At 41.8% G+C, this 23,889-nt stretch carries 25 protein-coding genes; 10 read left to right on the top strand and 15 right to left on the bottom strand.

The window, feature by feature from the left end; translation table 11 throughout:
- Window positions 1-56: 56 nt before the first annotated feature.
- From ACYH0O_RS07985 to ACYH0O_RS07965, 5 genes are all read right to left on the bottom strand, one after another.
- Window positions 57-1,670, bottom strand: a complete 1,614-nt coding sequence (locus tag ACYH0O_RS07985; protein ID WP_482631882.1) for a long-chain fatty acid--CoA ligase — start codon at window positions 1,668-1,670, stop codon at window positions 57-59.
- A 194-nt stretch (window positions 1,671-1,864) separates the two neighbouring features.
- A complete protein-coding gene (locus tag ACYH0O_RS07980) occupies window positions 1,865-3,361 on the bottom strand; it encodes a coproporphyrinogen III oxidase (protein WP_482631881.1) in 1,497 nt (498 codons plus the stop codon).
- A gap of 145 nt (window positions 3,362-3,506) precedes the next feature.
- The gene (locus ACYH0O_RS07975; RefSeq protein WP_482631880.1) at window positions 3,507-4,379 is read right to left on the bottom strand and encodes an HAD-IIB family hydrolase; all 873 of its coding nucleotides are present in this window, start codon (window positions 4,377-4,379) and stop codon (window positions 3,507-3,509) included.
- 224 nt (window positions 4,380-4,603) lie between these two features.
- Window positions 4,604-4,957, bottom strand: coding sequence for a YlbF/YmcA family competence regulator (locus ACYH0O_RS07970; protein ID WP_149155078.1), 354 nt, complete (start codon window positions 4,955-4,957; stop codon window positions 4,604-4,606).
- Window positions 4,958-5,052: 95 nt separating this feature from the next.
- Window positions 5,053-6,192 carry a DUF445 domain-containing protein gene (locus ACYH0O_RS07965; RefSeq protein ID WP_482631879.1) on the bottom strand — a complete coding sequence of 380 codons (1,140 nt, stop codon included), beginning with the start codon at window positions 6,190-6,192 and terminating at the stop codon, window positions 5,053-5,055.
- Window positions 6,193-6,320: 128 nt separating this feature from the next.
- On the opposite strand from ACYH0O_RS07965, the gene ACYH0O_RS07960 reads away from it, so the two are divergent.
- Genes ACYH0O_RS07960 through ACYH0O_RS07945 form a run of 4 tightly spaced genes read left to right on the top strand, consistent with a single transcriptional unit; the run spans window position 6,321 to window position 11,314 of the window.
- On the top strand, window positions 6,321-7,658 hold the full coding sequence (locus tag ACYH0O_RS07960; protein ID WP_482631878.1) for a YheC/YheD family endospore coat-associated protein: 1,338 nt from the start codon (window positions 6,321-6,323) through the stop codon (window positions 7,656-7,658).
- A 4-nt stretch (window positions 7,659-7,662) separates the two neighbouring features.
- Window positions 7,663-8,751, top strand: a complete 1,089-nt coding sequence (locus tag ACYH0O_RS07955) for a YheC/YheD family endospore coat-associated protein (protein WP_482631877.1) — start codon at window positions 7,663-7,665, stop codon at window positions 8,749-8,751.
- Window positions 8,751-10,124, top strand: coding sequence for a YheC/YheD family endospore coat-associated protein (locus tag ACYH0O_RS07950; protein WP_482631876.1), 1,374 nt, complete (start codon window positions 8,751-8,753; stop codon window positions 10,122-10,124). Before ACYH0O_RS07955 ends, ACYH0O_RS07950 begins: the two co-directional genes overlap by 1 nt.
- A complete protein-coding gene (locus ACYH0O_RS07945; RefSeq protein ID WP_482631875.1) occupies window positions 10,121-11,314 on the top strand; it encodes a YheC/YheD family endospore coat-associated protein in 1,194 nt (397 codons plus the stop codon). Before ACYH0O_RS07950 ends, ACYH0O_RS07945 begins: the two co-directional genes overlap by 4 nt.
- A 27-nt stretch (window positions 11,315-11,341) precedes the next feature.
- Here ACYH0O_RS07945 and ACYH0O_RS07940 read toward each other — a convergent pair whose 3' ends face one another.
- Complete coding sequence (locus ACYH0O_RS07940; RefSeq protein ID WP_482631874.1) at window positions 11,342-11,740, bottom strand: ferritin-like domain-containing protein; 399 nt, start codon at window positions 11,738-11,740, stop codon at window positions 11,342-11,344.
- 122 nt (window positions 11,741-11,862) lie between these two features.
- On the opposite strand from ACYH0O_RS07940, the gene ACYH0O_RS07935 reads away from it, so the two are divergent.
- Both ACYH0O_RS07935 and ACYH0O_RS07930 read left to right on the top strand, forming a co-directional pair.
- The gene (locus tag ACYH0O_RS07935) at window positions 11,863-12,072 is read left to right on the top strand and encodes a YheE family protein (protein ID WP_149155071.1); all 210 of its coding nucleotides are present in this window, start codon (window positions 11,863-11,865) and stop codon (window positions 12,070-12,072) included.
- A 97-nt stretch (window positions 12,073-12,169) separates the two neighbouring features.
- Window positions 12,170-12,349: a hypothetical protein gene (locus tag ACYH0O_RS07930; protein WP_149155070.1), complete on the top strand. Its 180-nt coding sequence runs from the start codon at window positions 12,170-12,172 to the stop codon at window positions 12,347-12,349.
- A gap of 426 nt (window positions 12,350-12,775) precedes the next feature.
- Here ACYH0O_RS07930 and ACYH0O_RS07925 read toward each other — a convergent pair whose 3' ends face one another.
- Entirely contained in the window at window positions 12,776-13,036 is a 261-nt protein-coding gene (locus ACYH0O_RS07925) for a metal-sensitive transcriptional regulator (protein ID WP_148968325.1), read from the bottom strand.
- A gap of 149 nt (window positions 13,037-13,185) precedes the next feature.
- On the opposite strand from ACYH0O_RS07925, the gene ACYH0O_RS07920 reads away from it, so the two are divergent.
- The 3 genes from ACYH0O_RS07920 (at window position 13,186) to ACYH0O_RS07910 (ending at window position 16,131) form a co-directional block, all read left to right on the top strand.
- Window positions 13,186-14,100, top strand: coding sequence for a PucR family transcriptional regulator (locus ACYH0O_RS07920; protein ID WP_482631873.1), 915 nt, complete (start codon window positions 13,186-13,188; stop codon window positions 14,098-14,100).
- A 97-nt stretch (window positions 14,101-14,197) separates the two neighbouring features.
- A complete protein-coding gene (locus tag ACYH0O_RS07915) occupies window positions 14,198-15,295 on the top strand; it encodes an ABC transporter ATP-binding protein (RefSeq protein WP_149155379.1) in 1,098 nt (365 codons plus the stop codon).
- Between the two features lie 617 nt (window positions 15,296-15,912).
- Window positions 15,913-16,131, top strand: coding sequence for an alpha/beta-type small acid-soluble spore protein (locus ACYH0O_RS07910; RefSeq protein ID WP_034763234.1), 219 nt, complete (start codon window positions 15,913-15,915; stop codon window positions 16,129-16,131).
- Between the two features lie 113 nt (window positions 16,132-16,244).
- Here the strand turns inward: ACYH0O_RS07910 and fumC are convergent, their stop codons facing one another.
- The 4 genes from fumC to ACYH0O_RS07890 all read right to left on the bottom strand — a co-directional run bounded on the left by fumC (window position 16,245) and on the right by ACYH0O_RS07890 (window position 20,041).
- Window positions 16,245-17,630: a class II fumarate hydratase gene (gene fumC, locus ACYH0O_RS07905; protein ID WP_482631872.1), complete on the bottom strand. Its 1,386-nt coding sequence runs from the start codon at window positions 17,628-17,630 to the stop codon at window positions 16,245-16,247.
- Between the two features lie 154 nt (window positions 17,631-17,784).
- Window positions 17,785-18,519 carry an amino acid ABC transporter ATP-binding protein gene (locus ACYH0O_RS07900; protein WP_482631871.1) on the bottom strand — a complete coding sequence of 245 codons (735 nt, stop codon included), beginning with the start codon at window positions 18,517-18,519 and terminating at the stop codon, window positions 17,785-17,787.
- An 18-nt stretch (window positions 18,520-18,537) separates the two neighbouring features.
- On the bottom strand, window positions 18,538-19,233 hold the full coding sequence (locus ACYH0O_RS07895) for an amino acid ABC transporter permease (RefSeq protein WP_482631870.1): 696 nt from the start codon (window positions 19,231-19,233) through the stop codon (window positions 18,538-18,540).
- The gene (locus ACYH0O_RS07890) at window positions 19,217-20,041 is read right to left on the bottom strand and encodes an amino acid ABC transporter substrate-binding protein (RefSeq protein ID WP_482631869.1); all 825 of its coding nucleotides are present in this window, start codon (window positions 20,039-20,041) and stop codon (window positions 19,217-19,219) included. Before ACYH0O_RS07890 ends, ACYH0O_RS07895 begins: the two co-directional genes overlap by 17 nt.
- Before the next feature lie 204 nt (window positions 20,042-20,245).
- On the opposite strand from ACYH0O_RS07890, the gene ACYH0O_RS07885 reads away from it, so the two are divergent.
- Window positions 20,246-20,857, top strand: coding sequence for an NAD(P)-dependent oxidoreductase (locus tag ACYH0O_RS07885; protein WP_482631868.1), 612 nt, complete (start codon window positions 20,246-20,248; stop codon window positions 20,855-20,857).
- A 72-nt stretch (window positions 20,858-20,929) separates the two neighbouring features.
- On the opposite strand, the gene ACYH0O_RS07880 is transcribed toward ACYH0O_RS07885, so the two are convergent.
- From ACYH0O_RS07880 to ACYH0O_RS07865, 4 genes are all read right to left on the bottom strand, one after another.
- Window positions 20,930-21,424 carry a hypothetical protein gene (locus ACYH0O_RS07880; protein WP_482631867.1) on the bottom strand — a complete coding sequence of 165 codons (495 nt, stop codon included), beginning with the start codon at window positions 21,422-21,424 and terminating at the stop codon, window positions 20,930-20,932.
- Entirely contained in the window at window positions 21,421-21,801 is a 381-nt protein-coding gene (locus ACYH0O_RS07875; protein WP_482631866.1) for a hypothetical protein, read from the bottom strand. Before ACYH0O_RS07875 ends, ACYH0O_RS07880 begins: the two co-directional genes overlap by 4 nt.
- A gap of 158 nt (window positions 21,802-21,959) precedes the next feature.
- The gene (locus ACYH0O_RS07870) at window positions 21,960-22,973 is read right to left on the bottom strand and encodes an ABC transporter permease subunit (RefSeq protein ID WP_482631865.1); all 1,014 of its coding nucleotides are present in this window, start codon (window positions 22,971-22,973) and stop codon (window positions 21,960-21,962) included.
- Entirely contained in the window at window positions 22,966-23,868 is a 903-nt protein-coding gene (locus tag ACYH0O_RS07865) for an ABC transporter permease subunit (protein WP_482631864.1), read from the bottom strand. The genes ACYH0O_RS07870 and ACYH0O_RS07865 overlap by 8 nt, the downstream gene beginning before the upstream one ends.
- Window positions 23,869-23,889: the final 21 nt, after the last annotated feature.

Genomic DNA, 23,889 nt, shown 5'->3' with positions numbered 1-23,889 from the left:
TGAATAGTATAATAATTAAAGAGAGAGGTCGACTTCGGACCAACCTCTCATACGTTTTATATTTGTTTCATTTTAGCCTGCACTTGATCCCGCAAGGATCTCTTCAAAAACTTCCCGACTGACGTTTTTGGAATCTCATTAAGGAACAGGATTTCATCCGGCAACCACCATTTGGCAAACTGTGGCTTCAGAAAGTCCATGATTTCTTCTTTGGAAACATTTCCTTTTCCCGAGTCTTTTAACACTACACAAGCAATCGGGCGTTCCTGCCATTCTTCATGGGGGACTGCAACTACCGCTGCTTCGAAGATATGTTCATGTGCCATGAGAGCATTTTCGATGTCTACGGAAGAAATCCATTCTCCACCTGATTTGATCAAGTCCTTTGTGCGGTCAACGATTTTAATGTATCCTTCTTCGTCGATGGTGACCACATCACCTGTATACAGCCAGCCATCACGGAATGCTTCTTCTGTTCTTTCATCTTCATAGTATTCAGAAGCAATCCATGGACCTTTCAGGGCAAGTTCTCCCATTTCCTTTCCATCCCAAGCCACTTCTCCGTCTTTCCCGACGATTTTCATGTCTAATCCAGGGACGAGGATCCCTTGCTTTGCTTTTAATTCAAGCTTTTCTTCAGCTGAAAGATCATCATGATAGCTTTTCGATGCAGCAATCACTGCAAGCGGACTTGTTTCTGTCATTCCATATGCATGCATGAACGGAATACCGAATTTCTCTTCAAAGGTTCTAATCATTCCTTTAGGAGCAGCCGAACCCCCACATAGAACTGAACGAAGGCTGGAGAGATCATACTCCTTTTTCTCTAATTCATTGAGCAAACCAAGCCAAATAGTCGGGACCCCTGCAGAAATGGTTACCTTTTCATCCTGCATTAACTGTGCCAGTAATCCTGGAGTGAAATATGGTCCAGGCAGAACCTGCTTCGTCCCGAACCACACCGAGGCGAAAGGAAGTCCCCACGCGTTTACATGGAACATCGGTACGACCGGCAGTGCCACGTCTCTTTCACAGACACCAGTCGTATCAGCAAGCCCGAGCGCCATGGCATGCAGGACGATTCCACGATGAGAATAAATGACCCCTTTAGGATTTCCGGTTGTGGCTGAGGTGTAACACATCCCGGCAGGAGCATTTTCATAAATGTCTGTCCGGAATTGGAAAGAAGGATCGCCTTCCTCCAGCAATCTCTCATAATGATAAACCGGTTCTAAAGTGGTTTCCGGCAAGTCACCATCGGTCATTACAATGAAAGCTTTGACCGTCGGTATCTGGTCTTTGATTTTTTCGATGAGTGGTACGATGTCTGAATCGATGAGCAATACCTGGTCCTTGGCATGATTGATGATATATACGATGTGCTGAGGTGATAAGCGAATATTGATCGTATGTAGGACGGCCCCACTGCAAGGAATCGCAAAATAGGATTCAAGATGTCGATGATGGTTCCAGGCAAGTGTCCCGACCTTATCCCCTTCTTCAACCCCAAGTTTTGATAGGCTGCTTGCAAGCCTTCGTGTTCTTTCTCCCCATTGTTTATACGTGAAGCGGCTTATTCCGGACTCAGTGCGTGAAACAATTTCTTTGTTAGGGAAATACTTTTCGGCTCGGTCAATCATTTGTGTCAGAAGCAGTGGTGTTTGCATCATATTCGATCTCTCCCCTCAAATTTGGTAAGCGTTTACAAAAACAATGTCTGGATTTCTATGTCTACCTTACTTTATTCGACTTTTTCAGAAGTAATCCTTTAACTATTATTGAAAAATTCCGTTAATTACACATATACTAACCCGTCCTTAGATATTATAAAAAGCCGTCCAGAAGTTCTCTGAACAGCTTGTTTTTATAAAAATAAGTCATTAAGGATCTTAATCTTCTTATCGGTATATTCTTTGAATCCCAGGTTGTAGGCGTTTGGCTCTTTCGGATTGGCAAAATGCGTGATCTTTCCGGTCTTCGGATCGATGAATTTGCTTGCAGCGCCGCAGCCGATGCCAATGATGGTTTGGACCTCTTCCATGATCATGATGTTATAGAGGCTATCCTGTCCGGGAAGAGCATAACCGACATTTTCGAGGTTACCCAGAATGTTCTTCTGACGATATAAGTAATAGGGCTCATAGCCATGAGCCTTAGTCCATTCCTCAGCAAGGTCCATCATCTTCTCGATTTCCACCCGGTCTGCCACTTTATACTTATCTTTATTCTTGGTCATTTCAGACGCCCGCTTGAAGGAAAGCGTATGGACGGTCAATGATTCCGGCATGAGCTTTTCGGTTTCATCCAAAGAATGCTGAAGTTCTGGAAGCTCTTCACCTGGAAGTCCGATTATGAGATCCATGTTGATGTTGTTCATTCCCAGATTGCGGGATAAATGAAATTTATCGATGGTTTCTCCCACGGTGTGATGACGGCCGATCGCTTTTAATGTTTCTTGTGTATACGACTGAGGGTTGATGGAAATGCGGTCGATATTCCATTTCTTTAGTACCTCTAGTTTTTCTTTGGAAATCGTATCCGGTCTCCCTGCTTCTACCGTCACTTCCCTTACCGCGTCCACATCTGGGAATGATCGATACATTTCTTCATACAGGGCATCCATTTCTTCTGCGGTGATAGAGGTAGGTGTTCCTCCACCATAGTAAATCGTCGTAATCTTGACGTTATTCTCTTTGAGCCAGCGTCCCATTTCCTGGATTTCATAGTGAAGCCCGGCCAGGAAGGAATCGACCCGCCCTTGTTTACCGAGAATCGCGTATGCAGGAAAAGTACAATATGCACATTTGGTAGGACAAAACGGTATTCCGATATAGATGCTAACTTCATGCTGGAGATCATAGAGATCCGGTACAACCGATAGCTGCCGGTCCACGATGTTTTGCATCAACTGAATCTTTTCATCGGTAATAAGATATTCCTCTTTCAATTTCGCATGAATCTCCTTCTGGGGGAGCCCAAGCTGATTCTGCTTATGTAAAAGCTTGGTAGGGCGGATCCCCGTTAAGATCCCCCATTTTTGCCGGATTCCCGTCAGGTCTTGAAGAACATTCAGATACACATGAGATACAGCTGTTTTCAGTTGTTTGAAGCGTTCTTTTTCATTTTCATATGGTGTCCAGCCACGTTCATAGGCTGCAGTGTATGATTTATCAGAAGACGGCTTTGTCAACACGGCTTTCGCTTCTATCTTTTCTTCTATTGATAGTTCTATTTTGACTTGAAGATCCATGTCATCACCTGAGCCAAAGTGAATCACGGATTCTTCAAAAAATAAATTCGCAATCAATCGCAGGGGGCGCTCAAAACGCTCATCCTCGATTCCTTTTATCAAAACATTCACGTTCTAATCACCTTTCATCAAATCTAATAAGCTTTTATAAGTGTACAGAATGGGGTGGGAATGGTCAATGGCAGTGAGGCCCACGAGGCCCACTGAAATAAATAGAACACCCCGCTTCTCTAATAGAAATGCGGGGTGTATCGATTTATGATTTAATGATGTTCATTTTTTTCAGAAATGGTATTGGATGCTGCTTGCGGAATAGCTCTGTTACAAAGTATGGGATGCCTTTTTCGCTTTGGCTACGTGTAATCCAGTTCGCTGCATCTCTCACCTGTCTAGGTGCATCCCCCATAGCAACCCCAAGGCCACAGCATTCCAAGGAGTCGATGTCATCCAGCCCCGATCCGACCATCACGATTTGATCCTTTTTCACTCCGAGGCGTTCAGATAGATACATCAGCCCTCGAAGCTTCGATACACCCCTTGGCACGATATCCAGTTTATAGTCGGATGTCGGAATGGCGTCCACTTCTTCATACATGCCTTTTAAAGAAGCAACAACGTCCCACACATCTTCACGATGCTCCATAACAACCGATATCTTCGGAACCGACATTGGATTCTCCAAGAGATGATCACTCACACGATCCACAAACTGCTTACTATAAAGTAATTTTGACTCTCTTTGCCAGGAGACTTTTGCCAAATCCTTTGCCTGGGAATTTGCTTTGCCAATGATTGACCTCTTCTCATGGGATAGAGCTACTTGGCTTGAGAAACCTTCAAGGAATTGAGCAATTTCATACGTAATGTCCTCGGCAATTTTTTTTACATACATCGGTTTTTCAAGTTCTCCAGCGATGTAGGACCCACTATGTGTAACGAGCGGGGTTTTGAGCTTAAGTGCCTTGGCTACTTTCTTAGCTGAAGCAAAGCTCCTGCTTGTTACCAATGTGACCGGTACACCTTTATCTTGAACGTACTCAATTGCATCTTTTGTTTCCCTCGCAATTTTTCCGTTTTCATTTACAATCGTTCCATCAATATTTAGCGCTAGCATTCTATAGATCATCATCGGTGTCCCCCCTATATGTTGTCTACTCCCTTTCTTTACTTTTATGAAGAAGGGGAAACAAATATGACAAGGGGTGGGAGCAATTCGAAAATTATATGGAGTAGCTGGGAGAAACTATCAACTAGACGAGAAGTTCTTGCTGCAGTGGATCTTTCTGTTCCACTGCTATATCCACAAAAAAGGACTAACCCCCGATCCGGTAGTCAGTCCTTTTCGTACCAATATTATTTCTCCATTGAACCGTAAAGTTCTTCAAGTGGCTTCATGATGACTTTGTTCAAGTCATTGATGACCATGCTCATGCGTTGCTCAGCTTCCATAAGCTTTGAGATTTTTTCGTGTTGTTGAACAAGTTGAGCTGTTTTTTGAGCTTGCTCTACTTCTTCTTGAGAGATTTCTTCACCGCTCATTTGTTTTTGTTGAAGTGTCATTTGAATGTTTCTGAAGTTTTCAAACATCTTGTTAGCAGATTCGTCATTGTTTACTTCGTCGTACATCTTCTTCAGTTGTAGAAATTCATCGCTTTGACGTAAAGCACTTTCCAATTCGTTCGCTTGATCGTATAAGTTAATAGCCAAAATACGTACCTCCTATAATTTCACTCTATGTTTCCTACACCACTATAACAAACTATAGAGTGAAATTCTAGGAAGGACCCTTAGGCCCTGTTGAATTAAGAGATAAAGAGGGCTATGACCCCTTGAACGATTCCGATCACTCCTCCAAGTAATGCCCCTAAATAAGTAATCATCTTGAATTCACGACGGGAAATGCCGAGAACCAATTCTTCCAATCTTCCAACTGAAAAAGATTCAACCTGCTCCTGCACGATATGCTGCAGGTGCATCTTCTCCATTAGGTTCGGAATCTTCTTCGATAAGAGGTCCGTCCCTCTATCCACCCATTTTGGAAGCTGGCTATTGAAGAAGGGTTCTTTGTGAGGCTCAAGAAAGTTTCTTAGTGGCTTAGATAGGTGCCCTTCGATGTTGACGAGTTTGACCAGGGATGCCTGGACGGTTTGAATCAAGTCTTCTTCCGGTAATCGATCGATGAATTCATCAAGCTTCATTTGTTTCAGTTTGGACCATTCTTTTGTCAGCAGATTGTAAAGAATTTCCTGGGTTCCTTCATGCTTGATGAACTTTACGATTTCAGGCTGTACTTTGTCCGCAACCGATGTGTTGCCGAGGAACATTCCAAGCATGTTTCCGAGCATGCCCCGTTCTTTCAGAAAATCGTCGATCATGATCTTCACTTTCGCTTTTCCTTCAGGGCTTGTGAAATAGGTTTCCGCACGGTCTGCGATGAAGTCTACAAGCTTCGGAATATTTTCTTCGACTTTTTCCTTCCACTTTTCTGGAAGAGCTTCTTCCAGCTTTTTAGAGGTGTATGCTGTTTTCGTATCTTTCATCTTTACAGCTACCCAATCTTCAAGCCACTCATTAAGACGATCGGAGGTTACAGGGATTTGCAGGATATCCAGCCACTCATTCACGGTTTTATCCGATGTGAAGACAGGTTGTAATTCTTCCGCTAGCCAGTGGGTTACATCCCTTTGAAAATCATCATTCATCACTTTTTTCTGAAGACTTTCAGGCGTGATTAAATGATCGACCACCATTTTCCCGAGTTGTTCCGCCAATTCTCCCCGACGTTTTGGGATCAACCCTGGTGTGAATGGTACTTTAAATTTCCCGATATAGTAAGCCCTATAAGGTCTGAATAACATTTTTATGGCTAATGAATTGGTGACTCCTCCAATGAGGGCTCCAATCAAAACCATGAACAATATTAGGATGAAAGCATCCAGCATGATTGCACCTTCCTTTTCTACCTCTCTTGTTTGAACATTTTGCCTGGGTTTACATAGAATGCTATATCAACATTAGCCCAATAAATCATTATAAAATCAAAATTGCGGGTTATGCAAACGGGGAATGCATGATGAAGATAAAATGTTCATTTAGTTCGCATAAGCATCATGATCATCATCACTTGTATATACCGAAGAAGATGATGAATTCATATCCTTTTGAACGTAACATGACGCTGAAATGGGGAAACTCTTCCCTCTACGTCACATGTAAGGAAGATTCAACTGATTCTTTACAGATTATGTTAGAAACAAGCGATTCATTATTCTCCTCCATACCGGATCTGGAGAATATATGGATATCCATCGATTCAAGGCATAGCATCATTCACATGGGACCGGTTGTGGCCGTATTAATTAACCAATTTTCTATGAATACATTACATTCACACTCTTTAAAAGAATATTTTACAGAGTGTCAATGCTGGTTTCAACGAAAAGGTGGATTCTTTTATCTTATACCGCTCTCTTCTTTTGTCGGAGACCTCCCTAAAGGGGTTGTATTTCTTGATCCAGACTGGGAGCTTAAGACACTTCCTGATCCTCACATCATTTACAATCGATGTCATTCAAGAAAGGTAGAAAAAACCCCTTCCTTTATAAAAGCGCTCACTCAATCTGAAGAAAGGGACATTCATGTTTTCAATTCTGGGTTTCTATCGAAAGACGAGATCTATAATGCGCTGAAAGACAGCCCGTCCTTAGTACATCATTTGCCCAAAACCGTGCAGGGATTCGATTCATTGGAGGAAATGCTTTCCTTATATAAGGATGTTTTCGTTAAGGGGATAAACGGGAGTAGGGGACGTTATATCATGCGTATCCAAAAAAGAGAAAAGGAGTTTATTATGTACCAAAATTCTTTCACAACACAGAGTCCACTTTCTTTCTCAACCTTCTCTGCACTCTATAAGCAAATTCGATCCTGGTGCACCCCTTCTTCTTATTTGGTTCAGGAAACTATTCCTTTTCTTACAGTAGAGGAGCAGCCATTAGATTTTCGATTTCTTTGTCACTTGAATGGAAAGGGAAACTGGGAAATCGTTTCTTCTGTTGCCCGGATTGCTCCTCAGGATCAATTCGTGGCAAATATCGATCAGGGAGGACGAATCGCAAAACCTCATCCAATCCTTCAAGCTCTTTTTTCTCCTAAGAAAAGCGTCGAAATTCTAAATAACATGAAGGAGTTATGTACGTCTTCTGCCCGACTCCTTTCTGAGACGGTAGAAGGGCATTTCGCCGAGCTAGGCATTGATGTTGGCATCGATGAAAGCGGGAAGCCATGGCTGATTGAAGTCAACTCCAAACCTTCTAAACGAACATACCTGGAAAACGACCGAATTCGTCCTTCGGTTAAAGCACTCTATGAATATAGTTTCACAAAATGGATGACCAAGGAGGATTAAAACGATGAACCAATCATTGGGCATTATGACCCTTACTCCGCAAGTAACGAACAGCTACTTTCTTAGAATAGCGAAACAATCCCTCTCTTATCCTATTGATCTTTATCTGTTCTCCCCCAAAGGAATCTCTCCTTTAAACGAAACGGTGGATGGATTTTATTTCAATAGAGAGTCACAATCATGGGAAAATGAAGCATTTGAAATTCCAGAATATATCTACGACCGTACGTATTACCAAAAGGATATACAGTCCCAGCAGGCAAAGGCCGTCGTTCAGTGGTTAAAGAACCAGAGACACATTCGATTTCTCGGCTATGGATTACCAAACAAATGGCATCTTTACGAAAAACTTAAAAAGACGCCAATCTCCCCTTATATTCCCGAAACATATCTTGTGACCGATGGAAATCATTTATTTAATCTACTTACTGAGCATAAAGATATAATCATCAAACCAGTCGATGGAGCCCATGGATTTGCCATTTATCATCTTGTGGAAAGCCAGGGGGGCATAGTCGTTCGAACAACTAAAAAGGAAGGGATCAAGGAACAATCCTTCCAAAAGAAAGAGATCTTTATCAAGTGGGTTAATCGAATCCTTCTGCAGCATACTTTCATTTGTCAAAAGCGGATTCTCAATCTGACGAAAGAGGATGCTCCTTTTGATCTGCGCATTCTTTTGAATAAAAACGCTTATGGAGAATGGAGAGAATTTCAGCGGGCGATCCGCGTAGGGGAACAGCAGGCAATTCTGACCAATATCAGTCGAGGGGCTTCATACAAATCATACAGTGATTGGAAGACCCTTCATAATGCTTCTTGGGACTATATTGAAGAAGAACTCACTGACCTTGTGGAAGAAATGCCTTTAATACTTGAAGAACATTTTTCATCCCTGTTTGAAATTGGAGTTGATATTATTATTGCAGAGGATCAATCACTGTGGATTCTGGATATGAACTCCAAGCCAGGACATAAGGTAGTAGATGCATTAGGACAAGAGAAACTGCCATCCTTATACAAAGCTCCATTAGATTATTGTGAGTTCTTGGCATCACAATCACTAACTTTCTTAAGACGAGGTGATTTCTAATGCTTAAAACGTACAAAATAGAACTATTCCAAGATGAAGAAAGCCTTCTCTACCTCCCCTCTGGCTTCAAGCTGGAGGAAGAAACGTTCCCTCATACAGTGATCCTTGGAACTGCACGGCAATACGCGGAATGTAAGCGTCATCCGAATGGACGTAACGTGATTGGCATTAGCTCTGGTTTAGCCGGGAAGCTACATCTTCCTTCTAAAGTAAAGTCCCTTTCTCTCTTTTGTAAAGAGGATTGTTTATATGCAGGGGTGCTCATTGGCATATTCACCTCAGGTTTCACAAGCTTTAGCTTAAGCCCGATTGGTGAGCGCTCCTATTTCTTCAAAAAGCTCTTATCTGTTCAATCATCCCTCGGAGTCATTCCCTTTGTGTTTGGAGAGCGTCATATTAATTGGGAGAATGGACTGATAAAGGGATATTTTCACTTTGGAGAAGGTTGGGAAATCGAGGAAGTTCCTTTTCCAAATGTTATCTATGACAGGCTACCGAACCGCCGCAGTGAAAAGCGAAAAACGTACCAGAACATCAAAGAAAGACTACAGAGGGAATACGGTATTCCCTGGTACAATCCAGGTTTTTTTAATAAGCTTGATTTGTTTGAACGACTGGAAAACGATTCTTCAGTCCAGCATCTGCTGCCGGAAACACATTCATTTCAATCATTTGATGAGATGGAAAGAATGCTTTCCTCCTATCATCATATTTATCTTAAACCGAAAAATGGCAGTCTCGGCAACGGCATCCACAAGATTACGTATAATCGCTCTTCTGAAGAATATTATTGCAGGTTCAGGGATGCAGATCTTAAAAATCGCTTACTGAAATTTAAGTCCTTGGAGCAACTTGTCAATACGGTCTTTAAGAATCGAAATCTTGACACTTTTATCGTCCAGCAGGGAATTTCCCTGTTGCAGGAAAATAACCGGCCGATCGACTTCCGGGTTCATACGAATAAAGGTGAGGATGGAGCCTGGCAAGTAAGTGCAATAGCTGGAAAAGTGGCAGGGTCAGGAAGTGTGACCACCCATGCGAATAACGGTGGGGAAGTGAAAATTTTATCGGAGTTGTTTCCAGACGAAGCAGCCCGAGAAGTTATTGCAGGTGCACTAAAGGACGCAGCGTTAACACTCTCACATGCCATCGAACGAAATCTGGAAGGATATATTGGAGAAATCGGCTTTGACTTCGGAGTGGACAAAAATCATCGAATTTGGATGTTTGAAGCAAACTCTAAGCCGGGAAGGTCTATTTTTTCCCACCCACATTTGAAGAGCTTTGATTTATTAACAAGAAAACTTGCCTTATCATTTGGGATCTTTCTCACTCAGCAAAGCTTGAATCATCCTGAGGAAATGCTCCCATGAACATCCTTTATGATCGGGGTAAGAAAACCTTTTTTCATGTGGAAGAATCTATAACAACATATGGGTTTGCGAAGAATTCATTTCTGCTTTCTTCTAAGGATTCAAAAGATTGCTATCAATTCACCATTTCACCCCATCAGAAAAATATTCCGGCGATCCCCCTGATCGGAATCGTAGCAAGTAAGGAGGAAAGGAATAAATACAAGGGGAATTTTGAATTGTTTCGATCGATTCAACTGGACGTTGAACAGGCAGGGGGAATCTGTTTTGTCTTCTCTCCTCAAGATATTTTCGGTGATTCCATTTCCGGAATCATGTACAATCAGCTATTAAACAAATGGGTGAAATGCCTATTTCCTGTTCCAAACGTCATATACAATCGCGTTCCCTCGAGGAATGCTGAGCAAAATCAGGCCTATGAGAAGCTGCTCCATTTTATCAAGGAACATAAAATTCCTTTTTTCAACCCCCATTTCTTTAACAAATGGAAAATATACGAGCTTCTGTCCAAAAGTCGTGAACTCGATCCCTACCTGCCTCAAACTGAACTTGTCACAAATGAAGAGTCCTTTACCAACTTTCTTACGACACATAAAAAAGTATATGTGAAACACTCTCTCGCTTCGCAAGGAAAGGGAATTAGACTCATCGAGATTGATGACAATGGACGTATTCTCTGCAAAAGCATTAAAAAAATGGAGAGGTTCTTAAACATATCCCGCTTGTTTCAATCATACAGCGAATGGTTTAATAGTCACCAGTGGATCATGCAGGAAGCCGTTGCCTGTAAAACATTGCATGATCATCGTTATGACTTCCGAATATTAGTCCTACACACGGGAGAAGATTTTCGTTTAATAGGCATTGGTGTCCGCATGTCACAGCGACAGGAAGTCACCACTCATGTACCTACCGGTGGGAAGATTATTTCACTTAAAGAAGTCGCAGACGCTCATACCAAAAAGGAAATCTCGCGGATCGTTCAAACATGTGGGGAAGTGCTTGCTAAATCCTTTGGGTATGTTGGAGAGTTCTCCATAGACCTAGCTCCCCGGGAACATGGGGGATTTGTATTATTTGAAATCAATTCAAAGCCCATGAGCTTTGATGAAGAGGAAATTGAAAACAAACGCCGAAAACAGCTTGTCCGCACATTCTTCACACTCAGTGCTAAAAATAGCGAAGGTTGAATCCAGGTGGTTCAACCTTTTTCATTCTTACCGTAATGAATTATAGATAGTAGAAAATCTCGTAGCATGTTCCATTTCATCAGTCATGGCAATAAAAAGGGGCTTATAGGCTTGTTGATTCGGGATCTCCATCAGCATGTCCCTGTAAAATTCTGCAGCTTCAAGCTCATCCTTCAATGCCCTCAGGACTCCTTCTTTAAAAGTAGTAAACCCTACCTTCTCTTTCTTATGCTCGTAATACTCTCCCGTTAATAAATAGTGGAGGTATTGGAACATTTCATAATGTACTTTTTCATCCTTCCGGGCATGTTCGATAAACTCTACATATAATGGATTATTCGTCCGCCCTTTTAATTCTTTATAGAAATAATAGGCTGTCCATTCATCACTGATCGCCTTTTGCAAATCACGAATAAACGAATTCATTCTTCATCCCCCCTATCTCTTCAGTAAATTCTATTAGAGGAGAATTCCATTTATGATACATTTAATACATACCTACACAGCATGTATTAAAACGTTTACAATAATAGTGGAGGTGATGTAAAATGATTCAACATTTTCAATATAAAAGCATGTTCGAAAATAAACAGCTTCCCGGCTGGACGTTTTCCTTTTACTTCAGCGGAACAAAATATCAAGGGAATTACCATAAAGACGGTAATATTGAATGGACCGGAGCTACTCCACCGGCTGATAAGGAAGACACCCTTAAGAAGCAGCTTCATGAACTGATGCTATTCCACGTTTATGATTGATAGAACGTACATAATTCACCTGAAAAAGAGAAATTAATGAGCCTTCATGCATAACTTCAGCTTCCTTTCCAAAACTAAAGTTAGGAGGCTGATGAGCATGAAAAAAGATGATCAATTCCTTCCGGATACCAATTACGAAGGAAAAGAAAAAGCATTTCTCGATGTGGACCGTTTTATTAACGAAGGCATGTCCGGAGGTTCTGTCCACATGAGGGAAAACACAACCAACATCGAAGAAGCAATCGAAATCACGGAACATGAAGCCCCGCCGAAATAGAAAAGCGGAAGCGCCTTGTTCAGCCCCGACAAGCATAAGGCAGGCTTGCTGGAAAGGCGATTTTTGCCTTTTTAGCAAGACTGACTTATGACCTCGAGGGGCTAGGCGCTGGAGCTGGACAATAGAAAAGCGGAGGGGGCTTGCCCAGAGGCGACAAGCATAAGACGAGAATGCCGGAAAGGCGTCCTTTGCCTTTTTGGCATTCTTGGCTTATGACCTCGAGCCTCTAGCCACCGGAGCTGGACAAATAGAAAAGCGGAAGCGCCTTGTTCAGCCCCGACAAGCATAAGGCGGGCTTGCTGGAAAGGCGATTTTTGCCTTTTTAGCAAGACTGACTTATGACCTCGAGGGGCTAGGCGCTGGAGCTGGAAACCAAACAAAAAAGCTGCCAATCAAGGAGTTTCTCCCTAAGGCAGCTTTTAGTATTTATCGACTTCTGACAAGCATATTGACGGCTTCTTGAATAGCATCTTCTGCATTGATTCCCTCTTCTTCCGATTCACGTATGCAGGCTTCCAGGTTTTTCGCCACAATGAGACCCAATGTACGATCAACTGCGGTACGAACGGCAGATAATTGAGTCACAACATCCTTACAGTGTTTTTCCTCTTCCATCATTTTCAACACGCCGCGCACTTGACCTTCAAGACGTTTCATTCGATTCGTAACTTCTTTAGTATATTCCATTTAGGACACCTCATAATGATTTATTCATTCTTCAATAGTATTAAAATTAGCGATTCTTTGCAATAATGCACACTTTGATTAATCCAACTATTTCAGTACAATAGACATTATAACCTTTTTTACTATAATAATGAACAAAGAGGGATGACATGTTTACATCTTTACGTAAAAAATTTCCTGATTCCTTAATCCAAAACCATTATCCAACCAATCTTGAAGCTACAAAGATTTGGTTTACAAATGAAACAGAAGATGAATACATAGGCATTGATAGAAGTGAAATCACTCAAGAGGAAATGGAGTTATTGAACTGCTTGTTCAAAGAGATAATAAATCCATCCGGATCGATCAATGATTCTCCCAACTCAATGGAATGGTTCAACTATTTATATAAGAATGGACCAATGCCTTCAAATACAGCCGGCGAATTCCGAATCATTCAATTCTCGATGAAGGAGAGTTTAGACCAGCTCCTATTAAAAGAGGCGTTTCAACATCTTTTACCCCTCAACACGCTTCTTGTATTTCAAGATGATAATATGGGGTTGCTCATTGAAGAGAAAAATGAATGGAATTTGGATGAAGAGCAATTACTGACGATTTCCCATGTGATTGAGTCGGACTTTTTCGTCAGTCTTTCTTATTTCATAGGACAATTTCATGCGGTTCCACAATTCCCTCACACCTTTAAATATGAGCGGGAATTGTTTTCATTCTCCAGAACGGTGCAGAAGCAGGCATTTATTCAATCCGTGGTGACGGTTCTGCCTGAATTTGCCCTACATCATTTACCTCAGGAATGGAAAAAACAAATTTTCACAAAGGTGGCTGACACCTTTCAGGAAGATCCTGAATTGATTCACACTGTTAAGGCTTTTCTCGAGCATCAATCAAATATCAGTCAGACTGCCAAGAAACTGTTTATGCACCGGAATAGCGTACAGTATCGAATTGATAAGTTCATTGAAAAAACCAATATTGATATTAAAACATTTCAAGGTGGAATTTTAGCCTATTTCGCATGCTTGAACTTTCAATCTGACAACCTGCATAAAAAGGAATAAGGAACTTTGTGCAAGTTGACCATATCGTTTTGAATCCGCTTTCTCTACAATAGGGCTATAGATGAAAACGATTGCATTTCAAGGAGGAGAAGGTAAAATGGCTGAATTAAAATTAGAAAATATCCACAAAATTTACGATGGTAAGGTTACGGCAGTAAATGACTTTAATCTTCATATTCAAGATAAAGAGTTTATCGTATTTGTAGGACCTTCAGGTTGCGGGAAGTCAACGACTCTGCGTATGATTGCCGGACTTGAAGAAATTTCTAAAGGAGATTTCTCTATAGATGGAAAGCGCGTAAACGATGTGGCACCAAAAGACCGTGATATCGCCATGGTTTTCCAGAACTATGCCCTATACCCACACATGAGCGTTTATGATAATATGGCCTTTGGTCTTAAATTACGTAAGTTCGATAAACAAGAAATTGACCGTCGTGTTCAAGAAGCGGCTAAGATCCTTGGTCTTGAAGCACTGCTTGATCGTAAACCGAAAGCATTATCAGGTGGGCAGCGTCAGCGTGTAGCACTTGGCCGTGCCATCGTTCGTGATGCGAAAGTGTTCTTAATGGATGAGCCTTTATCCAACCTTGATGCTAAGCTTCGTGTGCAAATGCGTGCAGAGATCGCCAAGCTTCACCAACGATTACAAACTACAACGATTTACGTAACTCATGACCAAACAGAAGCAATGACAATGGCAACACGTATTGTTGTCATGAAGGATGGAGTCATCCAACAAGTTGGTTCTCCTAAAGAAGTTTACGATAAGCCTGAAAATGTTTTCGTAGGCGGATTCATTGGATCACCTGCTATGAACTTCTTCCATGGTTCCCTTGAAGATGGTACATTCGTAATTGGAAATACCAAAGTTTCCGTACCGGAAGGGAAAATGAAAGTGCTTCGCGAACAAGGCCATGTAGGCAAGAGCATCGTTCTGGGAGTGCGTCCTGAAGATATTCATGATGAGCCACTATTCTTAGATACTGCACAAGGAGCGAAAATCACTGCGAAGATTGAAGTATCTGAATTAACAGGTGCTGAAACAATGCTTTACTCCCAATTAGAAGGACAAGAGTTTGTAGCCCGCGTTGACTCTCGTACCGATATCGCTGCCGGTCAAACAATTGAACTTGCTTTTGATATGAACAAAGCTCATTTCTTTGATTCAGAATCTGAGTCAAGAATTCGATAAAATAAACGCTTTTACTTCTTAATCTTAAAAAGCCGCACTCATTTACGAGTGCGGCTTTTTTGACATCATTTAAAACTCTGTCAAATCTATGCTTTTCCCCTCTTCTTCCCCACATCGAATGCACGTGAAAAGATGTAGGCAAGTATCAGAGCAGCTGCTATTCGGAATGCCATCGGCTAATTGCACATGCTGTATATCCATATACGCACTGTACTCATCATAAAAATCATAATATCTTCCCTGATCTGTTGTAGAGTCCCCGCACTTTGGGCATAATCCCCTGTATTCAACGATCCCATTACATAATGCGCAAGCTTTCATTGTTGTGTCACCATACTTTCAATCTAATTCATTGTATAGTGGTATCTTTTTTACAATCACGGTGATTTATGTAGAAAACTTATAGGTATTTAACAGGAATAAATTCCCTGTCAACACGTTGAATATATTGCCCCAAAAAAACCATAATACCTAGTAACAAGGCAGCAACAAGCATTCTCTCACCCACTCGATGGGTTACACCATATTAAGATGGTCGCTCATGGAATAGCGGGCTGGTGCAACTCCAGCTAACCCAACCAATAAAAATCTTATACATTTTAAGGAGATGACAGATTATGCAACAGCAACAATCTCGCAGCAATTCATCTAACCAACTAGTAGCTCCAGGAGCTCAACAAGCAATCGACCAAATGAAGTACGAAATTGCTTCTGAATTTGGCGTACAATTAGGACCAGATGCTACAGCTCGTGCTAACGGTTCTGTAGGTGGAGAAATTACTAAACGCCTGGTTCAAATGGCTGAACAACAAATCGGTGGCGGGTACCAAAAATAATCAGCAATTTCATATGAATGGATAAAGCCCCCGGTCCTATTGCCGGGGGTTTTCATTTTGGCTGTCTCTCTAATATAAAAAGAACTGACACTAGCAGGAGCCATCTCTTCGTATTATTTATTATGAACCATGCTTGCCGGATCGATCCACTGATCATACTCCTCTTCTGTCAGGTATCCTGATTCGATGGCTGCTTCTTTTAATGTAGAGCCATTGTTGTGAGCTTTTTTGGCTATTTCAGCAGCTTTTTCATACCCGATATGGGGATTTAATGCCGTTACGAGCATAAGGGACCTTTGAACAAAGTCTTCTATTACCTCTATGTTCGCTTCTAGTCCTTTTACACACTTATCGTTAAAGGACTTTATTCCATCTGTAAGTAGTCGTACGGATTGTAGCATGTTATAGATGATGACTGGTTTAAATACATTAAGTTCGAAGTTTCCTTGGCTGGCGGCAAATCCGATGGCCGCGTCGTTCCCAAATACTTGTGTCACTACCATCGTCACTGCTTCACTCTGGGTCGGATTCACTTTACCCGGCATGATCGAACTACCTGGTTCATTGGCTGGTATCGTTATCTCGCCAATCCCACTACGGGGACCGCTCGCTAACCACCTTACATCGTTGGCTATTTTCATCAGATCTGCGGCCAGTGCTTTTACAGCTCCGTGTACGTACACGATTTCATCGTGGGACGTTAAGGCATGAAACTTATTATCAGATGAGGCAAACTTGATGCCTGTCTGAACTTCTAATTGACTTGCCACTTTGTCACCGAAATCTGGGTCGGCGTTAATCCCCGTACCAACAGCCGTCCCTCCGATAGCCAGATTGACTAATTGATTAACGCTTTCTCTCAGCATACTATAGGATCTCTCCATCATGGCACGCCATCCGCTGATTTCCTGACCGAGCGTCAAGGGTGTTGCATCTTGAAGGTGGGTACGGCCAATTTTGATTATGTCACTGAATTGTTCTTCTTTTTCTCTTAGTGTCGCAGTGAATTCCTGAATAACAGGAAACAGCTTTGATTCGATTTCTTGATACGCTGCGATGTGCATGGCTGTTGGGAATGTATCATTGGAGCTTTGGGACATGTTCACATCATCATTCGGATGGACTTTTTCATGAGATCCTTTATCTTTGAGAATTTCATTGGCACGAAAGGAAACGACTTCATTTATGTTCATATTGGATTGTGTACCGCTTCCTGTTTGCCATACTACAAGGGGAAAATGGGCATCCCACTTCCCTTCCAGGATTTCATCACATGCCTGTCCAATCGCCCTCTTCTTGTCATCTGAAAGCTTACCAAGTGAATGGTTGACAACTGCGGCGGCTTTCTTTAACTGTGCGAAGGCATATGTAACCTCGATGGGCATTTTCTCTGTACCGATTTGGAAGTTTTCTTTACTTCGCTGCGTCTGTGCTCCCCAATATTTTTCCTTGGGTACCTTCATTTCTCCGATTGTGTCACGTTCTATACGATATTCCATTCTAGTTCCTCCCTTAAATGACTCTTCTATTACCATATTTCCACTAATCCAGTTAATCTAACCTTTTCTGAAAAGTTTATTAGACTCACATAATAATATGACCATAAACCTAAAAAAAGATGAATGAGCATGAGTCTCATTCATCTTTTACAATTTATTGTATTAAATTCAGGAATTGTTTCGTACGTTCGTTCTTAGGGTGTTCAAACACTTCTTGAGGTGAGCCTTCTTCAACGATATATCCACCATCCATGAAGATTACCTTATCAGCTGCTTCTTTTGCAAATCTCATTTCATGAGTCACGACAACCATGGTCATTCCTTCTTCAGCAAGGTCCTTCATTACCTTTAGAACCTCCCCTACCAATTCAGGATCGAGTGCTGAGGTTGGTTCATCGAAGAGCATCACTTCCGGTTCGATCGCTAATGCTCTTGCGATTCCGACCCGTTGCTGTTGTCCTCCTGAGAGCTGGAATGGATAATAGTCCACTTTTTCACCGAGTCCCACTTTTTCAAGCAGTCTGATCGCTTTCTCTTTTGTTTCGGACTTGTTGCGTTTTTGGACAACAGTTGGTCCTTCCATTACGTTTTCCAGTGCGGTCATGTGGGGAAACAGATTATAGTTTTGGAATACCATGCCTGTTTTCCGTCTAAGTTTAATAAGCTCTTGCTTGGAAGCCTTCTTATTGAAATCAACAGAAGTCCCTCCAATTGAAACGGTTCCGTCATTCGGTAATTCCAGTGCATTTAAACAACGCAGGAAGGTTGTCTTTCCTGAACCCGATGGGCCGATCAGGACGATCACCTCTCCTTTATTGACATCTACATTCATTCCTTTTAATACTTCTAATTGATCAAATCGTTTGGTTAATCCTTTGATGGAAATCATATTCAATCTCCTTTAATATTACTTGGCAATATATCGGTCCAGTCTAGTCTCGATCCGTCCTTGAATAACGGATAGAATAAAGCAAATGATCCAGTACAGCAAGGCAGCTTCCATGTACATGAGCAGGAACTCATAGTTTGTGGCAGCGATTTCCTGTGCTTTTCTGAACATTTCCGTTACGAGAATTAATGAAGCAAGCGAGGTATCCTTCACCAAACTAATGAAAGAGTTCGATAGCGGTGGGATGGATACCCTCGTTGCCTGCGGCAGGATGATTCTCTTTAAGGCCTGTGAATACGTCATACCAATTGAATAGCCCGCTTCCCATTGGCCTTTTGGAATCGATTGAATCGCTGCACGGACGATTTCAGAGGAGTAGGCACCTTTATTTAATGAGAAAGCAATGATAGCAGACGGGAACGGATCAAACTTTATTCCAAGTGTCGGTAAGCCGTAGAAAATAATGAACAATTGAACAAGTAAGGGTGTCCCCCTAATGGCAGATACATAAAATCGTGCAATTCCTCTTAGAATCGATACATTGGACAATCGGGCAAGAGCAGTAAGGACGGCCAGGATCATTCCTAAAGCAAAAGAAATCAGCGTCAGAGGGATAGAATAGTACAAAGCTCCCTCTAGCATTGGAAGCAGGGAGCTTTGTAAGATATCAATCATTGCTTCAGGATCCTGGTAGATACTACTTAGGAGATACATCTTCTCCGAACCATTTCTCAGAAATCTCTTTGTACGTACCGTCTTCCATCATTTCCTCTAACGCTTTGTTTACTTCTTCCACTAACTTGTCGTTACCTTTACGGAACATGAGACCACTTTGACCGGCATCTTCAGCTTCAGCCGCAATTTTCACATTGGCATTTGGCTGTTTCTTTAAATAATCCAGGATAGAGATTTTATCGTTCACTGTCACATCCACTCTGCCTTGTTCAAGGAGTTGGATGGATTGTGACAGTCCCTCTACACCTTGGATTTCCGCACCATTTTTTTCAGCGATGTCGCGGTAGTTACTTGTCAGAGATTGAGCAGAAGTCAGTCCCTTGATATCTTCAAATGATGTAACATCCTTATTGTCTTTCGATACAACCACAACTGCACTTGATTCAATATATGGTGTTGAGAAATCATATTTCTCCTGGCGATCTTCACGAATTCCCACTTGGTTTGCAATTACGTCAAAACGCTTAGAATTCAAACCTTCAAACATGGCATCCCATTGAGTCTCTTGGAATTTAGCTTCAACGCCGAGGCGCTTTGCTACTTCTCGGGCAATCTCTACATCAAACCCAGTCAGTTCTCCGGATTCGTCATGGAATGTGAAAGGAGGATATGTACCTTCCGTTCCAACCAGTAATTCTCCTTCTTCCATCACTTGATCGTAAAGTGATGTTTCAGAACCTTCTTTAGAATCACCACTGGATTCTTCTTTATCATTAGATTGACCACACGCAGCTAATACCATGGACAAAGCAATTAGCATGATGATGGATAATTTCCATTTTTTCATTGTAAAACCCCCACTATTCTTATCGGATTTAAAACTATTACGAATGTCATCATAAAACGATACAAGGAATAAGTCAATAAAAAAGATTTCAATTCGAGACTTTTTCATTCTTGACACTTATTAGTATGTATTCTGATATGCTCAATCATGTAAAGAATAACGATTTTGCGATAAACTATTTCTAATGGGAAACGGGAGGTCAAAATGATGAAAATCGCTTTATTTGGAAGTACGGGGCGAGTCGGTTCTGTTGTCTTTCAACAAGCAAACTCAACACATGAAGTGAATCGCTTGGTTAGAAAATATTGGGACAGACAAGCATCTGGCATTGATATTGCTGGTGATGTGTTGAATGAAGTAGATGTAATGAAAACCATTGAGGGTTGCGATGCGGTGATCAGCTGCTTAAATACGGATAAGAATGACGTACTCTCAAGGAGCATGCCCCTCCTCTTAAAAGCAATGAGGCATCATGGTGTAAAACGAATCATTACCTGTGGTACAGCAGGGATCCTTCAAGCACGAAAGGAGTCCAGTCTGTATCGATTCCAGTCAATTGAATCTAAACGTAGAAGCACAGCTGCTGCCGAGGACCATTTAAGAACCTATTTAATCTTAAAAGCTTCAGAGATGGATTGGACGATTGTTTGTCCTACTTATTTACCTGATGGAGAGCGCCTTGGGGAATACCGGACAGAGGGTGATGTCCTTCCTGAAGAAGGAAAAAGCATTTCCGTGTTTGACACGGGGGATTTTATCTACCAACAGCTGGAGGATGATCGATATATAAGATCTCGCGTAGGGATTTGTTACTAAGTGTTGGGACGCAGGCAAAATGTCCCAACTTGACCAAAAAAAGTAGAGACAGTCCCCTGTCCCTACTACCCATTATTTAAATATAGTCGAAATGATTTCGTCTGTTGTCATTCCGCTCTCGACCTCGAAAGTACCCGGGCGCAAATCATTTTCAAGACCTCGCTTTTCAACTTCTTTGTAAAAGTCGAGGCCACTTTTGATGATGTTTGCGTTTTCCAGCGCATTTCCGACATCAATACTTGTCATACCCGTAGAAACAGTCAAAATGGTCCGGTAAACGACCTTATCACCCGTTTTTTCCTCTTTCTTGTCTTCCGCTTTCTCTTCCTGTTTCTCGGTCATGGTTGAAAGCTGCTTGTTCCACTCTGCTTCTGTATGTATAACAAAACCGTGTGAAGTCAGCTGTTTCACCATTTCTTCTTCTGAAAGCTTCTCCGTTTTAACGGTTTCCACTTTCTCTGTGCTCTTAGCTTCCGAAGGCCCAAACATATAAACGGCACCGATTGACGTCGTTGCGATTAAGAGTCCTGCAGCAAAACTGCGCAATGAATTTGGCGTCACTCTCATTGTGCTACCAAGCTCCTTTCACTTTTCCTTGACGTGTAAGGAGCAAGCATGTGCTCTACCTCATTCGGTGTGAGCTGGTTTTTGGATGCAATGCTTTCAATGGAGTACCCTCTTTTATGTAAGTCAAGCATCTCACGCAGAATAAGACGTTCTTTCGAATCCGCTGGTGCCGCTCCGGACTGTTGTGCTGTAATTTCAGCATCTAATTGAATATTCCGTAACTGCTTCTCCAGTTCATGCACTTCATTCAATACTGAAATCGAAACATGCTCTATTTGTTGCTCAAGCTGTGAGTTGGATTGTGTCGTTTTAATAAACGATAAAATGAGCAGCACGACTGCTGTCCCAAATAAAATGGCAATTACCCATCCCATCATAGGATCCTCCCTTTATGAAACTTTTTTATCAATTAAATTATACATTGATATAAAGAGAAATTCGATTTAAAACGACAAAATCCCACAAAAGTCCTGTTTTCTTAGCAGAATATTGCATTTATGTTTAAATGACGGGTCTATCCTTACTTCCTACTACCCTAATATGTCTCCTCTGACTCCAGCACAAACTTTTCTTTCTCCACACCCTCCACCGATGACTTCTGTTTTTCATCCGCTTTCCTGCTTCTCTTTACCCTCCCCTTGTCTCCCAACAGGACCCGTTGAATAGAAGTTGCCATGAGATTATAGGCAAGCACGGTGAACGATAGTGCAAGGAGGGGGACAAACAGGATCCATGGAGCCACCATTAGTTCGAAGTAGGCCTTCCCGATATTCCCAGCCCATTCATTGGAAAGAGAAAATAATCGTGTTACTCCCATCATGATTTCCCTCTCTACCGCTCCTCCAAGGAAAACCTCAAGGAAGCCAAGATGGGCGAATAAAATCAGAACCGCCACATTCCTCTGAAAAAACAGCAGGATCATGCGTGGAAATAAAATTCTTAAGACATGTTTGCGATACAAAGATATGCCTCTTGCCCCCAACGTTCTCGCACTCAGCACAAACTCTTCCTGTAGCACTTTCTTGATTTCTTTAGACAACACTACAATCAATGGTGGGATACCGATCAGCGTAAGGATGAAGATTTGAATACTTATCACTTTCACAAATGCTTTCTCCGGCTCATCGATGACGAAACTGATCGGGGACAGGAGCATGAAGGCGATGACAGCCATTGGGATATAGACCATGGACTCTACCAACTCTTCAAATGCCCGTTGCACTTTTTGAAAGAAGTTTATAAAGAGCACTGACAAAGAAAAAGCCAGTACGACTTGGAGAAGGCTGATGATCAATCCAATGACGATGGTGAACTTCGCCCCCTGAATGACATATGACCATAATGGAAGACCCAATCGATCAGATCCGAACGGCGGCAGCTCAGCCGGTGTGAACGGAGGGCCTACTGTTTCGCCGTTATGTTTAAAGAAACTATACATCTCCACTTTTTCTTCAATAAATGGTTCATACAAAATACTAAGCACCAGAAGTCCCGTAATGAATACAAATCCAAAAAGGAACTGCGGCTGTTTCCAGACCCCCTTAAGCATAGGTCCCGTCCTCCTTTAATCCGATGCTCTTCTTCATTCGCATCTCAATCAAAGTAAAGACCAGAAAGAAGGGGAGGAAAATGACCGTGGAAATGATCACAAATGTGAATCCACTCGACCATATCAACAAGTCCATGATCCCCCTCATATTGAACAATCTTTCTAAAATAAACAGATTGGATAACATAAAAGAAAAGATGATCTTGGATCGGTAGAATAAGCTGTATACTACGTTCCTGATAGCATGGGTCACTAATACTTGAAACGCATTGAGACCTTTCCCCCTGGCAAGCTCTATGTACGGTTTCTGGTCTTCCTCTTTCAGAAGGAGAACGATGGTCTTAATTAAAAATACGGTAGGCACGATCGTTAAGCATGTGACTGGCAACAAGTATAATTCCTCATCCGTCATGGCAATATCCCCTATTAATACCCCGGTATGACGGAAATACATCACTACAGTTAGTTGAATGCCGATGATGATGAATACATCAGGAAGCGATTCGAGGATATTCACGAGACTTAAGAACGCATTTTGTATCCATTTGGAAGAAAGAGAGATGAATAGACTTACTAAGAATGAGATTCCAACGGCCAAACCCAATGAAAATAAGAATACCTTCATTGAGTAGAAATATCGTTCAGCCAGTACACCCTGAAGTTGGTATTCCTTCCCCAATACAAACAAGATCCACTGATCCTGTTGAAAGATCCGTGTGAATACGTGATAAATTCCTAGGAAATACTCTTTCGGATAAAAGCCAAATGAGTTCCCTTGATCATTCATCATCAAATAATATAATTCAGCGTTTCCTCCACCATAAAATAAAACGGGCAGCACGCTGATCAGGATGAACCCTATGATAATCAGCAGTAATTGACGAATTGCCTTCATGTTTTCTCCCTTCTCTTATCT

The sequence above is a fragment of the Rossellomorea sp. H136 genome, assembly GCF_056838065.1.
The sequence above is the reverse complement of the archived record's forward strand: the minus strand, read 5'-3'. Positions and strand labels throughout refer to the sequence as shown.

Excerpts from the sequence above, each read along its gene's own strand:
- ACYH0O_RS07985 (WP_482631882.1), bottom strand. The coding sequence starts at position 1,670 with ATGATGCAAACACCACTGCTTCTGACACAAATGATTGACCGAGCCGAA.
- ACYH0O_RS07975 (WP_482631880.1), bottom strand. The coding sequence starts at position 4,379 with ATGATGATCTATAGAATGCTAGCGCTAAATATTGATGGAACGATTGTA.
- ACYH0O_RS07965 (WP_482631879.1), bottom strand. The coding sequence starts at position 6,192 with ATGCTGGATGCTTTCATCCTAATATTGTTCATGGTTTTGATTGGAGCC.
- ACYH0O_RS07960 (WP_482631878.1), top strand. The coding sequence starts at position 6,321 with ATGATGAAGATAAAATGTTCATTTAGTTCGCATAAGCATCATGATCAT.
- ACYH0O_RS07955 (WP_482631877.1), top strand. The coding sequence starts at position 7,663 with ATGAACCAATCATTGGGCATTATGACCCTTACTCCGCAAGTAACGAAC.
- ACYH0O_RS07950 (WP_482631876.1), top strand. The coding sequence starts at position 8,751 with ATGCTTAAAACGTACAAAATAGAACTATTCCAAGATGAAGAAAGCCTT.
- ACYH0O_RS07945 (WP_482631875.1), top strand. The coding sequence starts at position 10,121 with ATGAACATCCTTTATGATCGGGGTAAGAAAACCTTTTTTCATGTGGAA.
- ACYH0O_RS07940 (WP_482631874.1), bottom strand. The coding sequence starts at position 11,740 with ATGAATTCGTTTATTCGTGATTTGCAAAAGGCGATCAGTGATGAATGG.
- ACYH0O_RS07935 (WP_149155071.1), top strand. The coding sequence starts at position 11,863 with ATGATTCAACATTTTCAATATAAAAGCATGTTCGAAAATAAACAGCTT.
- ACYH0O_RS07930 (WP_149155070.1), top strand. The coding sequence starts at position 12,170 with ATGAAAAAAGATGATCAATTCCTTCCGGATACCAATTACGAAGGAAAA.
- ACYH0O_RS07925 (WP_148968325.1), bottom strand. The coding sequence starts at position 13,036 with ATGGAATATACTAAAGAAGTTACGAATCGAATGAAACGTCTTGAAGGT.
- ACYH0O_RS07920 (WP_482631873.1), top strand. The coding sequence starts at position 13,186 with ATGTTTACATCTTTACGTAAAAAATTTCCTGATTCCTTAATCCAAAAC.
- ACYH0O_RS07915 (WP_149155379.1), top strand. The coding sequence starts at position 14,198 with ATGGCTGAATTAAAATTAGAAAATATCCACAAAATTTACGATGGTAAG.
- ACYH0O_RS07910 (WP_034763234.1), top strand. The coding sequence starts at position 15,913 with ATGCAACAGCAACAATCTCGCAGCAATTCATCTAACCAACTAGTAGCT.
- fumC (WP_482631872.1), bottom strand. The coding sequence starts at position 17,630 with ATGGAATATCGTATAGAACGTGACACAATCGGAGAAATGAAGGTACCC.
- ACYH0O_RS07900 (WP_482631871.1), bottom strand. The coding sequence starts at position 18,519 with ATGATTTCCATCAAAGGATTAACCAAACGATTTGATCAATTAGAAGTA.
- ACYH0O_RS07895 (WP_482631870.1), bottom strand. The coding sequence starts at position 19,233 with ATGTATCTCCTAAGTAGTATCTACCAGGATCCTGAAGCAATGATTGAT.
- ACYH0O_RS07890 (WP_482631869.1), bottom strand. The coding sequence starts at position 20,041 with ATGAAAAAATGGAAATTATCCATCATCATGCTAATTGCTTTGTCCATG.
- ACYH0O_RS07885 (WP_482631868.1), top strand. The coding sequence starts at position 20,246 with ATGATGAAAATCGCTTTATTTGGAAGTACGGGGCGAGTCGGTTCTGTT.
- ACYH0O_RS07880 (WP_482631867.1), bottom strand. The coding sequence starts at position 21,424 with ATGAGAGTGACGCCAAATTCATTGCGCAGTTTTGCTGCAGGACTCTTA.
- ACYH0O_RS07875 (WP_482631866.1), bottom strand. The coding sequence starts at position 21,801 with ATGATGGGATGGGTAATTGCCATTTTATTTGGGACAGCAGTCGTGCTG.
- ACYH0O_RS07870 (WP_482631865.1), bottom strand. The coding sequence starts at position 22,973 with ATGCTTAAGGGGGTCTGGAAACAGCCGCAGTTCCTTTTTGGATTTGTA.
- ACYH0O_RS07865 (WP_482631864.1), bottom strand. The coding sequence starts at position 23,868 with ATGAAGGCAATTCGTCAATTACTGCTGATTATCATAGGGTTCATCCTG.